This is a genomic window from Flavobacterium reichenbachii (assembly GCF_002217435.1).
GTDB classification, from domain to species: Bacteria; Bacteroidota; Bacteroidia; order Flavobacteriales; family Flavobacteriaceae; genus Flavobacterium; species Flavobacterium reichenbachii.
Genome location: NZ_MUHF01000001.1, coordinates 269,902 through 286,788, shown reverse-complemented (window position 1 = coordinate 286,788; position 16,887 = coordinate 269,902). Strand labels below are relative to the sequence as shown.

13 protein-coding genes are annotated in these 16,887 nt (G+C 32.9%); 10 read left to right on the top strand and 3 right to left on the bottom strand.

Features of this window, described 5'->3' with window-relative positions; genetic code table 11:
• Window positions 1–93 precede the first annotated feature (93 nt).
• Entirely contained in the window at window positions 94–1,611 is a 1,518-nt protein-coding gene (gpmI, locus tag B0A68_RS01230; RefSeq protein ID WP_035685473.1) for a 2,3-bisphosphoglycerate-independent phosphoglycerate mutase, read from the top strand.
• A gap of 126 nt (window positions 1,612–1,737) precedes the next feature.
• On the opposite strand, the gene B0A68_RS01225 is transcribed toward gpmI, so the two are convergent.
• Window positions 1,738–2,991 carry a DUF445 domain-containing protein gene (locus B0A68_RS01225; protein WP_035685475.1) on the bottom strand — a complete coding sequence of 418 codons (1,254 nt, stop codon included), beginning with the start codon at window positions 2,989–2,991 and terminating at the stop codon, window positions 1,738–1,740.
• A gap of 243 nt (window positions 2,992–3,234) precedes the next feature.
• Here B0A68_RS01225 and map point away from each other — a divergent pair, with 243 nt between their 5' ends.
• The 8 genes from map to B0A68_RS01185 all read left to right on the top strand — a co-directional run bounded on the left by map (window position 3,235) and on the right by B0A68_RS01185 (window position 12,964).
• Window positions 3,235–4,053, top strand: a complete 819-nt coding sequence (gene map / locus B0A68_RS01220) for a type I methionyl aminopeptidase (RefSeq protein WP_035685477.1) — start codon at window positions 3,235–3,237, stop codon at window positions 4,051–4,053.
• A 66-nt stretch (window positions 4,054–4,119) separates the two neighbouring features.
• Window positions 4,120–4,494, top strand: coding sequence for a GxxExxY protein (locus B0A68_RS01215; RefSeq protein ID WP_035685481.1), 375 nt, complete (start codon window positions 4,120–4,122; stop codon window positions 4,492–4,494).
• Between the two features lie 78 nt (window positions 4,495–4,572).
• A complete protein-coding gene (locus B0A68_RS01210; protein WP_035685483.1) occupies window positions 4,573–5,346 on the top strand; it encodes a class I SAM-dependent methyltransferase in 774 nt (257 codons plus the stop codon).
• 114 nt (window positions 5,347–5,460) lie between these two features.
• Window positions 5,461–8,367 (top strand): DEAD/DEAH box helicase, encoded by a 2,907-nt coding sequence (locus B0A68_RS01205; protein WP_035685486.1) that lies wholly within the window; start codon window positions 5,461–5,463, stop codon window positions 8,365–8,367.
• 79 nt (window positions 8,368–8,446) lie between these two features.
• The gene (locus B0A68_RS01200; protein WP_035685490.1) at window positions 8,447–9,706 is read left to right on the top strand and encodes a type IX secretion system plug protein; all 1,260 of its coding nucleotides are present in this window, start codon (window positions 8,447–8,449) and stop codon (window positions 9,704–9,706) included.
• Between the two features lie 78 nt (window positions 9,707–9,784).
• Entirely contained in the window at window positions 9,785–10,171 is a 387-nt protein-coding gene (gene apaG / locus B0A68_RS01195) for a Co2+/Mg2+ efflux protein ApaG (RefSeq protein ID WP_008467225.1), read from the top strand.
• Between the two features lie 154 nt (window positions 10,172–10,325).
• Window positions 10,326–11,951 carry an L-glutamate gamma-semialdehyde dehydrogenase gene (pruA, locus tag B0A68_RS01190; RefSeq protein ID WP_035685493.1) on the top strand — a complete coding sequence of 542 codons (1,626 nt, stop codon included), beginning with the start codon at window positions 10,326–10,328 and terminating at the stop codon, window positions 11,949–11,951.
• Between the two features lie 278 nt (window positions 11,952–12,229).
• Window positions 12,230–12,964, top strand: a complete 735-nt coding sequence (locus B0A68_RS01185; protein ID WP_035685496.1) for a hypothetical protein — start codon at window positions 12,230–12,232, stop codon at window positions 12,962–12,964.
• A 108-nt stretch (window positions 12,965–13,072) separates the two neighbouring features.
• Here B0A68_RS01185 and B0A68_RS01180 read toward each other — a convergent pair whose 3' ends face one another.
• Complete coding sequence (locus B0A68_RS01180) at window positions 13,073–14,821, bottom strand: CocE/NonD family hydrolase (RefSeq protein WP_035685499.1); 1,749 nt, start codon at window positions 14,819–14,821, stop codon at window positions 13,073–13,075.
• 166 nt (window positions 14,822–14,987) lie between these two features.
• Entirely contained in the window at window positions 14,988–15,617 is a 630-nt protein-coding gene (gene rsmG, locus B0A68_RS01175; RefSeq protein ID WP_035685502.1) for a 16S rRNA (guanine(527)-N(7))-methyltransferase RsmG, read from the bottom strand.
• A 106-nt stretch (window positions 15,618–15,723) separates the two neighbouring features.
• Between rsmG and B0A68_RS01170 the strand changes: the two genes are divergently transcribed.
• Window positions 15,724–16,821, top strand: a complete 1,098-nt coding sequence (locus tag B0A68_RS01170) for a fatty acid desaturase family protein (RefSeq protein WP_035685504.1) — start codon at window positions 15,724–15,726, stop codon at window positions 16,819–16,821.
• Window positions 16,822–16,887 lie beyond the last annotated feature (66 nt).

Genomic DNA, 16,887 nt, shown 5'->3' with positions numbered 1-16,887 from the left:
TTTTTAATACGCTTCATTTTATTAACCATAAATTGTAACAATGCTTTCTTTCGCATTTTAGAAATGCCTTATCTTTGTAGAAAACAAAAAATGATGAACAAAAAAGTTATCCTTATGATTTTAGACGGTTGGGGAAAATCTCCTGACCCTAAAGTTTCTGCAATAGACAATGCAAATGTTCCTTTTATAAATAGTCTTTACACAAAATACCCAAGCGCACAGCTTAGAACTGACGGATTAAATGTTGGTCTTCCTGAAGGACAAATGGGAAACAGTGAAGTGGGACACATGAATCTTGGTGCCGGAAGAATTGTATACCAGGATTTAGCAAAAATAAATTTAGCAGTAGCACATCAAACACTTGCCAAAGAACAAGTTCTTATTGATGCTTTTATATATGCAAAACAAAACAACAAAAAAGTACACTTTTTAGGATTAGTTTCTGACGGAGGTGTTCACTCTCATACTTCTCACCTGCGTGGTTTAATAGATGCTTCGCAAGAATATGGTTTAGATCAGGTTTATGTTCACGCTTTTACAGACGGGCGCGATGTTGATCCAAAATCTGGTGCAAAATACATTCACGATCTTGAAGATTACATCAAAGAAACTCCTGTAAAAATTGCCTCTATTGTGGGTCGTTACTACGCAATGGACCGTGACAAACGATGGGAACGCGTAAAATTAGCTTACGATTTGGTTGTTAACGGAATTGGAATTCCTTCTACAAATGCTGTTGCAAGTGTTTTAGACAGTTATGCTCATGATGTTACTGACGAGTTTATTGCACCTGTGGTAATGGTTGATGAGACACAAAAACCCTTAGCAACGATCAGCGAAGATGATGTGGTAATTTTCTTTAACTTTAGAACAGACCGCGGACGCGAACTTACAGAAGCACTTTCTCAGCAAGACTTTCACGAGCAAAACATGCACAAGCTGAAGTTATATTATGTAACGCTTACTAATTATGACGAAACATATCATGACGTAAAAGTGGTTTACAATAAAGATAATATCACTGAAACACTTGGTGAAGTTTTAGAAAAAGCAGGTAAAAAACAAATCAGAATTGCCGAAACAGAAAAATATCCGCACGTAACATTTTTCTTTTCAGGAGGAAGAGAAACTCCTTTTGAAGGCGAATCCAGAATTTTAAGAAACTCTCCAAAAGTGGCTACTTATGATCTAAAGCCAGAAATGAGCGCTTTTGAACTTACTGATGCACTTGTTCCTGAATTGAACAAAGGTGAAGTTGATTTTGTATGTTTGAATTTTGCAAATGGTGACATGGTAGGTCATACCGGAATTATGAGTGCCGCTATTCAGGCTTGTGAAGCTGTTGATGCTTGCGTGAAACAAGTTATCGAAGCAGCTCTGGCAAACGATTACACAACAATTGTAATTGCAGATCACGGAAACTGTGAAACCATGATTAATCCTGATGGAAGTCCAAATACAGCGCACACAACAAATCCGGTGCCGATTATTTTAGTTGACAAGGATTTAAAAAATATTCAGAATGGTGTTCTTGGTGATATCGCTCCTACTATTTTAGAATTAATGGGCGTACAGCAGCCAAATGCAATGACTTGTCATTCGCTTTTGTAGAAAACACTTAAATATTTTAAACCATATAAGTGATATAAGTTCATTTAATTAAAGCTTCAAAAGCTTGATTCGACTTATATCTCTTATATGTTTTTTATTTTTAAAAAGGCAAACAGCTCTTATAGTTTAAATAATAAAATAATGATAAATCTGTTCGACACCATATATTACAAGTCCGATAATACCGCCGACAAGTGTGCCGTTTATTCTTATGTATTGAAGGTCTTTCCCAATTTCTAACTCTAGTTTTTCTGAAACTTCTTTTCCGTCCCAGCTTTTTACGGTTGAAGAAATCAGATCTCCAATTACTTTTTTATTATTTAAAAGTACAGATAATAAATCCTCTTTTATAAAATTATTAATTTTAGCAATCATAATTTCATCCTGACTTATACCTTCGCCAAAACTCTGAATCAAGCCGGAAATGCTATTTCTTATTTTTGATTCTTCACCTTTGTCCAAATCATCTGTAATAGATAATTTTATTTCATCCCAAATTCCGTTTATATAGTCCTGAACTTCTTTTTTACCTGTAAAACCCAAAATCAAATTGTTGATTTTGACTCTCATTTCTTCTGAATTTTTTACTTTATCCAGAAAGTCATAAACGTATTCATCTATCTTTGCTCTAACTTCGCTGTTAGGATCTTTGGCTGTATTTAAGAAATCGTACAATCCATTAAAAACTCCTTCTGTAATGCTTTTATCGGCTAAACCAAAACTCAAAAACGGCGTAGAATCTTTTACTTTTCTTCGAATAAGATCTTTATTATTGATCAATTCATTACTCAAAACATCAAAAAGATTAGTTAGTAATTGATTTTTCAATTCGCCTTTTTGAAGCGGCTCTAAAGCAACAGCAACCCAGTCGCCAAAATTTATGGCGTCTAGTCTTTCTCTAAACTGAACCTGAATAAACCGCTTAATATCTTCATCGTTAATTGTATTTAAAACTCCAGGAATAATATTTACCGAAACAACATTGGCAATTTTTATCGCATTTTCTTTTTGTGAAAGCCAATCTGAAGCTTTAACTGCAAAATTGAATTCATCCAATTTAATTTCCAGTTTCTCACGGTTTAAGAATTCCTCTGAAACAAAATTTCCTAAATTTTCTCCAATCTCATTTTTCTTTGTTGGAATAATTGCTGTATGCCAAATCGGAATTCCCATAGGATGACGAAACAAAGCTACAACAGCAAACCAATCGGCAATTCCCCCAACCATAGCGGCTTCGCTAAACGCCTGTAAAATTGGGATTTTAAAGTAAATAGCAATTATAAAAAGAAGTACTGCAACACCTAAAAGTGCCAAAGCATTTTGTTTCATTTTTTTTAAAGCTTTTACTTTCAATATATCTTGATCTGTACTAGTTTCCATGATTTCACACGTTTTTACTACTAATTTAGGGCTTTTTTACGAGATAATTTGTTTTTCTGGCTCTTAAAACAGCTATAAATTATCCGTTAAAATCTATACTGTTAAGATTCGTGAAATGAATATTCCAATATAATTTGCAGCAATCTGTAAATTCAAGGCAAAAAAAACCTAATTCACAGCAAAAAAATTAGATACAGAAATAATATTAAAATCGTACTTTTGCGAACTGAAAATGGGAAAAATATGATTATCCAAAAAACTAGAGAAGAAATCGAATTAATGCGCGAAAGTGCTTTAATCGTATCGAAAACATTAGGAATGATTGCTTCTGAAATTAAAGAAGGAGTTACTACATTATATCTTGACAAATTAGCCGAAGAATTCATTCGTGATCACGGTGCAACCCCAAGCTTTTTAGGATTGTACGATTTCCCGAATTCGCTTTGTATGAGTCCGAATGCACAGGTTGTACACGGAATACCAAATAACACACCCCTAAAAAACGGAGATGTAATTTCTGTTGATTGCGGCGCTTTTAAAAATGGATACCACGGAGATCACGCTTATAGTTTTGAAATCGGGGAAGTTGCTCCAGAAGTTAAAAAACTTTTGCAGGTGACGAAAGAATCTCTATATGTTGGAATTAGAGAATTTAAAGCAGGAAATCGCGTTGAAGATGTTGGAAATGCGATTCAGAAATATACAGAAGCACACGGTTACGGAGTTGTTCGTGAATTGGTTGGACACGGTGTTGGAAAAAAAATGCACGAAGAGCCTGAAATGCCAAACTACGGAAAACGCGGACGCGGAAAACTTTTTGTTGAAGGAATGGTTGTAGCTATTGAGCCAATGATCAATATGGGAACAAGAAACATCAAACAATTGAAAGACGGCTGGACAATTTTGACTGCCGACGGAAAACCAAGTGCTCATTTTGAACACGATGTGGCGCTAATTGACGGCAAACCAGAATTATTATCCACTTTTCAATACATCTACAAAGCTTTAGGAATCGAAAGTAATGAAGAAGATGAATTTAGAAAAGTGCCGTTGATATTATAACACAAATTTCACGAATTAACACGGATTAATGTTGTTGTGAAATTACACTGAATGAGTGAATGAATGATGAGTGAATTATATTTAAGAGAAGAGTCCTATAAAATTATAGGACTCTGTATGGAAGTGCATAAAATATTAGGAAAAGGACATAGTGAGAAAGTTTACGGCGACGCTTTAGAATATGAGTTTCAAAGAAATAATATTCCGTATAATCGGGAATTAAGATATAATATTAGCTACAAAGACATTATTTTGCCCAGTTATTACTTTGCAGATTTTGTCATTTTCGATAAAATTATTTTAGAGCTTAAAGCAATTGCAACATTATCAACAAGTGAAATTAAGCAGACATTAAATTATTTAGCTGCATCAAAAAACAAATTAGGTCTACTAATCAATTTTGGAGAAGACAGCCTCAAGTATAAAAGAATAATACTTTAACCCAAATCAAAGTTCGTGAAATTTCACCATGTGTTTATTAGTGTAAATTCGTGAAATTCGTGTTCAAATTATTTAATCGTGAAGAAACTTTTTAAACTCGTACTTAATACAATTCCACGTCCATTATTAATTCGTTTGAGTTATGTGGCGCGTCCAATTTTAGCTTTCTCATTAAAAGGAGATAAATTTACAGATCCAATTGATGGCAGAAGTTTTAAATCTTTTTTACCTTACGGATACGGAAAACAGCGCAACAATGTGCTTTCGCCAAGTACACTTTCTTTAGAAAGACACCGCTTGCTTTGGCTTTATTTAAACGATCAGACTGATTTTTTTACAGCACCAAAAAAAGTACTTCATTTTGCTCCGGAACAGGCTTTTTATAAAAGATTCCGCAAGCAGAAAAATCTTGATTATACTACCACCGATTTACTTTCGCCTTTGGCAGATGTAAAAGCAGATATTTGCAACCTGCCTTTTAAAGATAACGAATATGATGTTATTTTATGTAATCACGTTTTAGAACATATTCCAGACGATACAAAAGCAATGCAGGAATTATTTCGTGTTTTAAAACCGGGCGGAATGGCAATTCTTCAAATCCCGCAGGATTTATCCAGAGAAGTTACTTTTGCAGACGACTCAATTACAGATCAAAAAGAGCGTGCTAAAATATTCGGACAATACGATCACGTTCGTGTTTATGGACGCGATTATTTTGATAAGTTAAGAAGCATTGGTTTTATTGTAATCGAAGAAGATTATACTAATAAAATCGCACCAGAATTGGTAGAAAAATATTGTCTGGCAAAAGGAGAAATTATTCCGCTTTGCTTTAAACAGGAAAATTAGTTTTTCACTATATAAGTGATATAAGTTATTTAAAAAGTTTTCAGAATCGCCCTATTTTGAAAACTTTTTAATTTTATAAGCCGAACCAAAACCATACAAACCAAATTTCAAATCTTGGAACCTACAAATTCATTTCAGTTCTGTTTTGACATCAGTTTTGAAAAAAATCTGAATGTCTATATTCCAACAGCTTATATCGTTGAGGATGCCGGCGATATTAAATATCTAAACAAAAAAGCAAGTAAAGACGTACTGGAAAGCTTTGGAATTGTTTTGGAAAATTTAGATTCGAATACAAAAAAAATATTGACTATTTGCGAGTCTTTAAAACCTGAATTTATTTTCAAAAAATTCAGTGCAAAAATCAAATCGGCAAAGACAATTGCTGACTTGCAGAAAGATTCTAAAATTGATTTTGCAATTCGCCAGCATTTAAAAATCAATTTAAGTTCCTTTTATTGTATAATTACAGCAGAACAATTTCCGTTATCTCTTAATATGGGAGCCGAGAAGGATTTTTATCGCTCCAGAGTCAGTGTTGAACCGCTTGATTTTGAACCTCAGATTCAATTTGACAAACATCCTGAAGGTATTACTTACACCCTTTCTTTAAAAGAAAACGAAGCTGCTTTTTTACCGATGAACAGCACTGTTAACATTCTTTTGGATGAACCCGGCTGGTTGATTATCAATAAAAAATTAGGACAGTTAAAAGAGCTGAATTCTAAAAAACTGATGCCTTTTTTAAAGAAAAAATCAATTGAAATACCTTCGAAATTAGTCGATGATTATTTTAAAAATTTCATTCCCGAAATAGCTAAAAAAATTGACATCGAAGCCAATGGTTTTGAAATTGAACTTCGTGACAAGATCATTTCCTGTACGATTCAGCCTGTTTTTGATTTTTTTAAAAACTGTTATTATCTGAATCTTTATTTTGATTATAACGGATATTCTTTTGATGCCGGTAAAAGTAAAAAAACACATTCGTTTGTTGATTTCAGCATTGCGAATGAACCCAAAATAATTCAGTTTAAACGAAACTCTGATGAAAATTCATATGCAGACAAATTACTCGAAATTGGTTTAATAAAAATCAAAAACGAATTATTTGGATTGAATTCAGAAGCAGAAAATGAAGATCCTTATGTTAATATTCAGTTGATCATTGATCATAAAGAAAAACTCAAAAGTTTAGGTTTTACCATTCAGAATTTGAAACTGGAAAGCAAAGAAATCATTACAGAAAGTAATACCATTTCAGCCTCAAAAGACACAAAAGAAGATTGGTTTGATATTAAAATAATCATTGAAATTGGGACCTATACGATCAATTTTAAGGAAATTATTCCAAACATAAAAAGCAAAGAAAGACTCTTTTTACTGCCCGACGGAAATTATTTCTTGATTCCGCTCGAATGGTTTAGCAAATACGGTTCACTGGCCAAGCTTGCTAAAACAGAAAATGGAAATCTTCTTTTGCGTAAAAGTAATTTTACAGCTTTGGACGGAATTTCTGAAATCGACAATGATTTAGATCAAATTCATAAAGCAGAATATACGGCTTCAGATTTACTAAAAGCAACTTTAAGACCTTATCAGGTTGATGGTGTAAAATGGCTTTTGGGACATTTTAACTCAAGTTTAGGCGCATGTCTGGCTGATGATATGGGACTTGGAAAAACTTTGCAGACATTAGCAGTTTTGGTTTCTGTGCAAGAACAATTAGGCTTTACAACTAAAACAACCAATTTTGATTTGTTTCAAAACGAAACTACTATTGAAAGGGAACCTTTAAAAACATTAATTGTTTTGCCCTCTTCTCTGGTTTTTAACTGGTACAACGAAGCCGGAAAATTTACACCGCATTTTTCAAAAATGCAGTACATTGGTAATGACAGAAAATTATTAGCAGGAAGATTAGCATCAACAGATTTAATTTTTACCAGCTACAGCATTATTCACCGTGATATCGCAATTTTAGAAAAGTACGATTTCCGTTATTTAATCTTAGACGAAAGTCAATACATTAAAAACAAAAATTCTAAGATTTTTAAAGCCATAAACAAAATAAATACGGCTCATAAAATTGCACTTAGCGGTACGCCTATCGAAAATTCGCTTGACGATTTATGGTCACAAATGCAGTTTATAAACCCTGATATTTTGGGCAGTTATGCTTTTTTTACTGAAAATTTTAAAAATCCGATTGAGAAAAAGCAAGATGAAAATGTTTTGTCTGAATTAAAAAACCTCATTCAGCCTTATATTTTAAGAAGAACCAAAGAACAGGTTTTAAAGGATCTGCCAGAATTATCAGAACAGATTTATTATTGCAATATGGATCCTGAACAGGAAAAACTATACGAACAAGAAAAATCAAAAGCTCGTAATTTTTTACTAAAAACAGACGGATCAAGTCCCGACAAAATCAGTGTTATAAATACGTTGATGAAACTAAGACAATTAAGCAATCATCCTAAAATGGTTGATCAGGATTCGGAAATTGATTCCGGAAAATATATTGCCGTTACCAATTATCTTGAAAATTTGGTAAAAGGAAAACAAAAGACCATCATCTTCAGCTCCTTTGTTACGAATCTGAATTTTTATACCGATTGGTGCAAGGCAAACAAAATAGCTTTCTGCGAAATTACGGGCGAAACTCCCGCGAGCAAAAGAGAACAGCAGGTAAAAACATTTCAGGAAAAAGAAAATCCAATGTTGTTTTTTATTTCGCTAAAAGCGGGTGGCGTCGGATTGAATATTACTAAGGCTTCCTATGTTTTGTTCTTAGATCCGTGGTGGAATCCTTTTGCTGAAAAACAAGGAGTGGGCCGAGCACATAGAATTGGGCAATTGAATAAAGTAAACGTTATCAGGTTTATTTCTAAAAATACGGTAGAAGAAAAAATAATCAAACTTCAGGAAAACAAAAAACTGTTATCTGATTCGCTTTTAGAAGAAAGCTATATTAATGACGAAATCGAAGTGAACTTAGAATACATTTTGGGTTCATAAAAATTTGTTTTGAAACCAATATAACAGCTTATTTTACGTTATATAAATTTGTTATATTTACAATCTTACAACGTAAAAGATGCTAAAATTTTTGTTTCAAAAACTTCTTCTGCTTTTTATTTTTACTTCGGCCATCGCTCAAGAAGTACAGACAGAAGTTGTTCCTCCTTATAATATTAAAACTGTAACGTTTGTGCAGAACGGCAGCAATGTTGTTCCAATATTCGAACTAGGATCTTCGTTTCAGCTGCAGTTTGATGATTTATTTGGTAATGAAGCCAATTATTATTTTGAAGTTACACATTGTGATTACAATTGGAAACCAACCGATATCCCGAAAACAGATTACATAAGAGGTTTTGACAATCAAAGAATTACAGATTACACCAATTCATTCAATACGTTACAGATTTACTCGCATTACAGACTTTCCTTTCCAAATCAATTTGCAACGCAGCTTCGTTTATCAGGAAATTATATGCTAAAGATTCTAAATGAAGACAGAGAAGTTGTTTTTTCGAAGAAATTCATTTTATATGAAGAACGTTCGACCGTTACTGCGCAGGTAAAACGAAGCCGTAACCTGAGCAATATCAATTATATGCAAAACCTTGATTTTGCAATTGCATCAACTGAAATCAATTTTCAAACTCCGGCGCAAAGCGTAAAAGTACTGTTACTTCAAAATGGTAATTTTAATACTGCGATCAAAAATGTGATTCCGCAATATACCATTGGCAACCAGCTGATTTACAAATACGACAAAGAAACTCAGTTTTGGGCTGGGAATGAATTTTTATATTTTGAAAACAAAGATATTCGTGCTGCAAGTAATAACGTAGGCAAAGTGGGCACAAATAATGATATTTACAATTCTTATTTATACACGAATCAGGCAAGAGCCAATCAGATTTACAGTGTTTACCAAGATGTAAACGGAAACTTTGTTGTTAAAAATATAAACGGTTCTGATAATGAAATTGAAGCCGATTATGCGTGGGTATATTTTACACTTTCTGCTCCCACCTTCAGATTAAACAAAGACATCTATATTACCGGAATGTTTAATAATTACAGTTTATCGCCAGAATACAAAATGGAATACAACACCGATAAAGGAGTGTATGAGAAAGCGATAATGATAAAACAAGGTTTCACTAATTTTCAGTATACAATTGCAGATAAAAAAGGGGTAATTGATAATGAAAATGCTGTAGATGGAAACTTTTATCAGACTGAAAATGAATATATGATATTAGTATATTATAAAGAAAACACTGACCGCTACCAAAGAGTAATAGGAAAAGGAAATGCAAACTCTATCAATATAGTCAATTAAAAGATTGTTAAGTTTTTTAATCGTATGTTTTTTTTTGTAACTTTGCCACTATAACCAACACATATATACTACTTTAGTATGGTTTCCCAGATAACAAGAGGCATAAAAATATCTGTTTTGACTAGTTTTGAAGGTACTTACTTCAAGAACTACAAGATTCATTTTGCTTTTAGTTACGTAGTTACAATCGAAAATCACAGTAAAGATTCTGTACAGCTGACTTCACGCCACTGGGAAATTTTTGATTCTCTAAACGATTTAGAGGTTGTAGACGGAGAGGGTGTTATTGGCAAAAAACCAGTTTTAAAACCAGGAGAAAATCACACCTACAGTTCAGGTTGTTTATTATCGTCTCCTTATGGCGCTATGAAGGGTCATTTTAATATGATTAATTTCACTACTACAAAAACATTCAAAGTAATTGTTCCTACTTTTAGAATGTGTGCTCCTTTTGCTTTAAACTAAGAATTAATTTTAATCGACATTTTTTATCGTTATCTAAATCATAATTTTGTCAAATTATTAATTTATCCTTTGTACTTTTGTGCAGCGTTAGATTATTCGTAACAAATCAAATAATCCAACCCTAAAATTGTCTAATTATCTAATTTTAAATAAGATGCTAAAAGGATTCTTTCAAGTACCAAAAGCGGTAAACGAGCCTGTAAAAGGCTACGCTCCAAATTCACCAGAAAAAGCAGCAGTTCAGGCAGCTTATACTTCATTATGGAATTCTAAAATTGATGTTCCTTTATATATTGGAAGTGAAGAAATCAGAACAGGAAACACAAAAACAATATCTGCTCCACACGATCACAAACATATTGTAGGAACGTATCATTTAGCAGAAAAACAACATATAGAAAAAGCCATTGCAAATGCACTTGAATCAAGAAAAGCATGGGCAAATATGGCATGGGAACAACGTGCTGCTATTTTCTTAAAAGCAGCTGAATTAATTGCAGGCCCATACAGAGCTCGTATTAATGCAGCAACCATGATTGGCCAGTCTAAAAACATTCATCAGGCAGAAATTGATGCATCTTGTGAGTTGATTGATTTTTTACGTTACAACGTAGAATTTATGACTCAAATTTATAACGATCAGCCAAAATCTGACTCTTCAGTTTGGAACCGTTTAGAATACAGACCTCTAGAAGGTTTTGTTTACGCTATTACTCCATTTAACTTTACTGCTATCGCTGCCAACCTTCCTGCAAGTGCTGCAATGATGGGGAATGTTGTGGTTTGGAAACCAAGTGACAGCCAAGTTTTTTCGGCAAAAATTATTATCGATGTTTTCAAAGAAGCTGGAGTTCCTGATGGAGTTATTAATGTAGTTTTTGGAGATGCATTAATGATTACAGATACTATTTTAGCAAGCCGTGATTTTGCTGGAATTCACTTTACAGGTTCAACTCACGTATTTAAAGATATTTGGGCTAAAATTGGTGCAAACATTCACAATTATAAAACATACCCAAGAATCGTTGGTGAAACTGGTGGTAAAGATTTTATCATTGCTCACCCAAGTGCAAACGTAAAACAAATAGCTACAGGAATCACTCGTGGTGCTTTTGAATTTCAAGGGCAAAAATGTTCTGCTGCTTCAAGAGCTTATATTCCGCAAAGTTTATGGCCAGCTGTAAAAGAACAATTAATTGCTGATGTAAAATCTATGAAAATGGGTTCTCCGGAAGATTTTGGAAACTTTATTACAGCTGTTATTCACGAAGGTTCTTTTGACAAATTAGCAAGTTATATTGATCAGGCTAAAAAAGATGCTGATGCCGAAATTATAATTGGAGGTAACTACGATAAATCAGTTGGGTATTTTATTGAGCCAACGGTTATTGTAACAACAAATCCAAAATATACAACAATGGAAACTGAGTTGTTTGGACCAGTAATTACTATTTATGTTTACGAAGATGCAAAATGGGAAAAGACTTTAGAACTAGTTGATACTACTTCTGAGTATGCTTTGACAGGAGCTGTATTTAGCCAGGATCGTTATGCTATTGAAGTTGCTACAATAAAATTGCAAAACTCAGCTGGTAACTTCTATATTAATGATAAACCAACTGGAGCAGTTGTAGGAATGCAGCCTTTTGGCGGTGCCAGAGCTTCTGGAACTAACGATAAAGCAGGTTCTGCATTAAACTTACTGCGTTGGGCTTCTCCTAGAACTATAAAGGAAACTTTTGTAACTCCAGAAGATTACAGATATCCATTTTTAGGATAATTCAGTTCTCCTAAAATCACACATAACCCCCAGATTTTCAGTTACATTTGAAATCTGGGGGTTTTTCTTTTTAACACCCATAATCTATATTCAAAATATTTTGTAGTACTTTTCTTATTTGTTTGAGTTTCAGCTATATAGAACGAACAAAAAACTTATTTTACCATTTTTAAAACTTATTGTGGCATATTCAAAATGCGTATGCTTTATAAATTTGCTGTCAGAAATAACAGAGTTTAATAATTAGTCAGATAACTTTAAACAATAAGAAAGCAAAAATGAAAAATTTAAAAAAAATACCAAAAATAATTGTTCAGGCAAAAGTTGCTGATCATTTGATTGACTACAAGTGGACTCCTAAAATAATGGAAAAACTTATTGATCCGGTTGGTGAAAATGAAGGATTAGAACATATTTTAAATCAAATTAGCCACAAGGCATCAATGGGATTGGCTGCGGCAACATTAGAGTGGATTTTTTGGAGATTTAAAGAACTTTCTACAAAATCTGAAGACATTAGACAACGCATAGAAACTATGTGGAGTTCTATTGAAAATCCAGAAAACACAAATGATTTGGTTTTTGACATTGAGTTGGATTTTCCTGCAAACAACTATATAGACGGACCGATTTGGGTAAGTTTAATGAATGTTAGAATGATCGATATCCTTTATAAAAAAGGATCCAATTTCTTGCAGACTGAAACTTTAGGCCTTATTTTATTAGCACGTCACATTACTCCTAAAAAGAAAACATTTGATAAATGGTTTGATGACAACATAAACAAACTGATAAACTTTTATCCAAATCAAAATTTAAATTCAGTAAATGATCTGGAAGATTCGTTATACGATTACAGTAAAGACCCCGTAATCTGTCGTGAATTTTTCTTTGATTCTTCATTCGAATACAATGAAGAACAATCGAAAAAAGCATTAAGTGATTTTATTTCTAATATAAATTATCAAAAAAATCAATATTGTATAAAAAGAAAAGAATATGCTTCGGCGTAATCTCAATCAAAGTCAGTTTTAGTTTAATGGGTTAATAGATTCTGATTAGAAACCACAAGTTCTTTTATTAGTACTTGTGGTTTTATTTTTAAAATTTAATTTTTAGTATCATTTCCAAATCGGAATTTTTACAAAACTGTCGTTATACCATTTTATTTTTAGAGGTACACTTGCATCTTTTATCGTTTCTTCTGTCACAATTTTTCCGGAACCTTGATTTAATTCTGAAAACGGATTTTTATTGACATTTAAGGTAATTAACAATCTGCTTCCCTTATTTAATTGCCTGCTTACCAAATGTGAATTTGAAAAAGGAATTGATTCAATTTTCTCGGGCTTTAATAACCTTCTTGTGGTAATATCTTTTGCGTAACTGGCACGCCCAATAAAATAAGACAAATGAAAATATTCTCCAGTCGGTGTCACTTCATAAAGTGTAACTCCAATATCCATGTCTTTTTTATTAATACTTGCCTTTATTTCACCAATAAAAGAACCGTTTACAAGAATTGGTTTTTTCAGAGGGTCACTTATAAAAGCAAATCCGCTGCTGGTATCAATTTCTTGTTTAATAATTGGGTCAGGATAATAGTCATTATTACTCAATTGTCGATCAGCAAAATCAACTTCTTGGACTAAATACCCTAACTTATTTGCTTTTTTAGAGGTTAAAGAATAGAAGTTTTCACCTTTATTTTTAGAATTCGTCAAATATAAAGTCAGGAAACCATTATTTATTTTTGCCAGAGAAGGCGCACTCCTCCATTCATTTGCTCCCATCACCTGATAGTTTACCCTATCTTTTAAAATTTCTGGCTTTGGACCACTTTTAAATATATAATCAAACCATTCGAAGGTAATCTTATTTGTATTTATTAACGCATCTGCATCAACTTTATAGCCATTCAAAACAGTTGCACCTTCTCTCTGCGCACCAAAGTGACTGTATGGACCAATTATTAAATGATAATCTGCCCGAGGATTATATTTCTCGAGTTCTCTTAAATAATACAAACCAGAATTTTGAGAATCATTGTAATAACCATCAATTGCTAAAACAGGAATATTTATTGCTGCAAATTCTTTTCCATAGGGAGCCATTTTTTTCCAATATTCATCAAAAGAAGGATGTGCAATCCATCGTTGAAAAAGTCTGTTGGGAGTTCCGTCAATGCTGTCCATTTTTTTGTAAGCCGCTCCGCTGTTCCACCATTTAAACATCATATTTCTAAAGCGCTGTCTGTCATTTCCAGCAACTGTATCTAAATATTTATTATTTCCTATATAAAAAGACCATTCGTAATTTGGATTTATAAAGACATTATTCTCCATCGGCAGTCCCATTCCGGGCCTATTGGCAACATACGGGACAATTGTTTTAATTGCCGGATGCATTTTTTTACAAGCTGCCCATTGCGTAAACCCATTATAACTTCCTCCATACATGCCTACACTTCCGTTACACCATTCTTGCTTACTGATCCAATCTATTACATCATAAGTATCGGCGGCATCATTTTCATACGGAAATATTTCATTTGGACTAAATCGCTTTCCGCGCGAGTATGCCATTACACCCACATAATCTTTATCTGCAGTTTCTTTTAAAGATTTTAAATCTCCTTTTTTATCTCTTACATAAATAGTATACTGCAATATGACAGGTTTTGGAACATTTACCCCCTTTTTTCTAACTACTATTGCAGAAATTAATGCACCATCGCGGGTTTTAATCATTACACTGTCCTGAATATTATATGCATTTTTTAAATCGGCCTGCCTAGCTGATTTTGTCTGCTGAGAAAAACAATTTACAGCAAACAGAAAAACAAATAAAAGCTTTAGAGGAAATTTCATTTAAACAACTTTTTAAGATTACTAATTGATTGATTAGTTTTTTGATACTCAAATATAATGGTTTTCAGATATTTAATTTCTTTTAATGGATTTCTCAAACAAAAAAATCCGAATCTTAGTAAGATCCGGATTTTCTATAAAGTTGTTATATGATACAAATAATTTTCTACGCTTTAAACTTTAAAGGTAAATGCACTACTTTTTTTGTTTCAAAAAATTCATCTTCAAAAAATTCAGCCAAATCATATAAAGTGGCATTTGGAAAATCTTTTAATTCTTCTGAAAGATCGCCCCCTTTAAGATAAAGTATACCGTTTTTTAAAGTGTGTTTATGCTGTTTTTTGATTTTGTCTTTTATCCACGATACAAAATCAGGCATATTTGTTACGGCACGGCTCACTATAAAATCAAAATCGCCTTTTGCATTCTCTGCTCTTAATTGCTCTGCTTTTACATTTTTTAATCCTAAAGCATCGGCAACGCCCTGAACTACTTTTATTTTTTTTGCAATAACATCAATCAGGTAAAAACGAGTTTCGGGAAAAAGAATTGCTAACGGAATTCCAGGAAATCCACCGCCTGTTCCCACATCCAGAACTGTAGTTCCCGGTTCAAATTTCATTATTTTTGCAATTCCAAGCGAATGTAAAACGTGTTTGGTATATAAGGCATCAATGTCTTTTCTGGAAATCACATTGATTTTTTCGTTCCAATCGTGGTATAAAAAGTCTAACTTTTGAAATTGTTCGATTTGAATGTCGGTCAAATCAGGAAAATATTTCAGAATCTCATCCATTGCTCTATTTTTTTAACAAAAGTAATACTTTACGATTGAAATATTTAACTCAATTTTGCAAATTGAGAATTTATAATAATTACCTTTGAGGCTATTTAAATTAATTATGAATAAGACTGCACCTACATTTGCAAGGCAAGATAATATGAAGTTTTTCAGAACCCTTAATACACGGGTTAACAATTACTTCAAAGAAAATAATATTAAAAAAACCGGAAATTGGAAACTTCATCTTAAAGCTATAATTCTTTTTGCTGTTTTCCTTACACCTTATTTTTTAATCTTAACACTTCCGATGCCGTTTTGGGTTATGCTGCTTTTATCAATCGTTATAGGGATTGGTATGGCCGGAGTCGGTATGAATGTGATGCACGATGGAAACCACGGCTCCTATTCGACCAAAAACTGGATTAATAAATTTATGGGAGGTACTATTTATGTTCTGGCCGGAAATGTTTACAACTGGCAGGTTCAGCATAATGTGCTTCACCACACTTATACAAATATTCCTGGACATGATGAAGATCTGGATGCCGGAAGAATTATTCGTTTTACAAAAGATGCTAAATGGCATAGTTTTCACCGTTTTCAGCATTATTACTCTGTTTTCTTATATGGATTACTGACTTTTAATTGGGCGATTACAACCGATTTTAAGCAAATGCGTAATTATTTGAAAAGAAAATTATCATATGGAGAACCAAAAAACCCAAAAATTCTTTGGACAACTTTAATCATAACTAAAGTAATTTACGTTTCGATATGGATCGTTTTACCAATGGTAATTGGAATTACATGGTGGAAAGTACTTGTTGGCTTTTTTATCATGCATTATACTGCCGGATTAATTCTGAGCGTCGTTTTTCAATTAGCGCATGTTGTAGAAGAAACTACAAACCCTTCTCCTAATGAATTGGGTGAAATGGATAATACATGGGCTATTCATCAATTGTTTACTACAACCAATTTTGCTCCAAAAAATGCAATTGTTAATTGGTATACAGGCGGGTTGAACCATCAAATCGAGCATCACATTTTTCCAAATATCAGTCACATTCATTATGGTAAAATTGCAAAAATCGTAAAAGAAACTGCAAGAGAGTGCAACTTACCGTATTACGAATACAAAACAATGACAAGCGCCGTTATTGCTCACTTTAAGCATTTGCGTGAGTTGGGAATGAAACCTGAATTAGCTGTTTAAACTAAAAAAAATCTATTAATAATTAACCTTCCTTAATTATAACTGCAATTAAGGACATTCAAAATT

Excerpts from the sequence above, each read along its gene's own strand:
- pruA (WP_035685493.1), top strand. The coding sequence starts at position 10,326 with ATGCTAAAAGGATTCTTTCAAGTACCAAAAGCGGTAAACGAGCCTGTA.
- B0A68_RS01200 (WP_035685490.1), top strand. The coding sequence starts at position 8,447 with ATGCTAAAATTTTTGTTTCAAAAACTTCTTCTGCTTTTTATTTTTACT.
- B0A68_RS01170 (WP_035685504.1), top strand. The coding sequence starts at position 15,724 with ATGAATAAGACTGCACCTACATTTGCAAGGCAAGATAATATGAAGTTT.
- B0A68_RS01215 (WP_035685481.1), top strand. The coding sequence starts at position 4,120 with ATGAGTGAATTATATTTAAGAGAAGAGTCCTATAAAATTATAGGACTC.
- apaG (WP_008467225.1), top strand. The coding sequence starts at position 9,785 with ATGGTTTCCCAGATAACAAGAGGCATAAAAATATCTGTTTTGACTAGT.
- B0A68_RS01185 (WP_035685496.1), top strand. The coding sequence starts at position 12,230 with ATGAAAAATTTAAAAAAAATACCAAAAATAATTGTTCAGGCAAAAGTT.
- rsmG (WP_035685502.1), bottom strand. The coding sequence starts at position 15,617 with ATGGATGAGATTCTGAAATATTTTCCTGATTTGACCGACATTCAAATC.
- gpmI (WP_035685473.1), top strand. The coding sequence starts at position 94 with ATGAACAAAAAAGTTATCCTTATGATTTTAGACGGTTGGGGAAAATCT.
- map (WP_035685477.1), top strand. The coding sequence starts at position 3,235 with ATGATTATCCAAAAAACTAGAGAAGAAATCGAATTAATGCGCGAAAGT.
- B0A68_RS01225 (WP_035685475.1), bottom strand. The coding sequence starts at position 2,991 with ATGGAAACTAGTACAGATCAAGATATATTGAAAGTAAAAGCTTTAAAA.
- B0A68_RS01180 (WP_035685499.1), bottom strand. The coding sequence starts at position 14,821 with ATGAAATTTCCTCTAAAGCTTTTATTTGTTTTTCTGTTTGCTGTAAAT.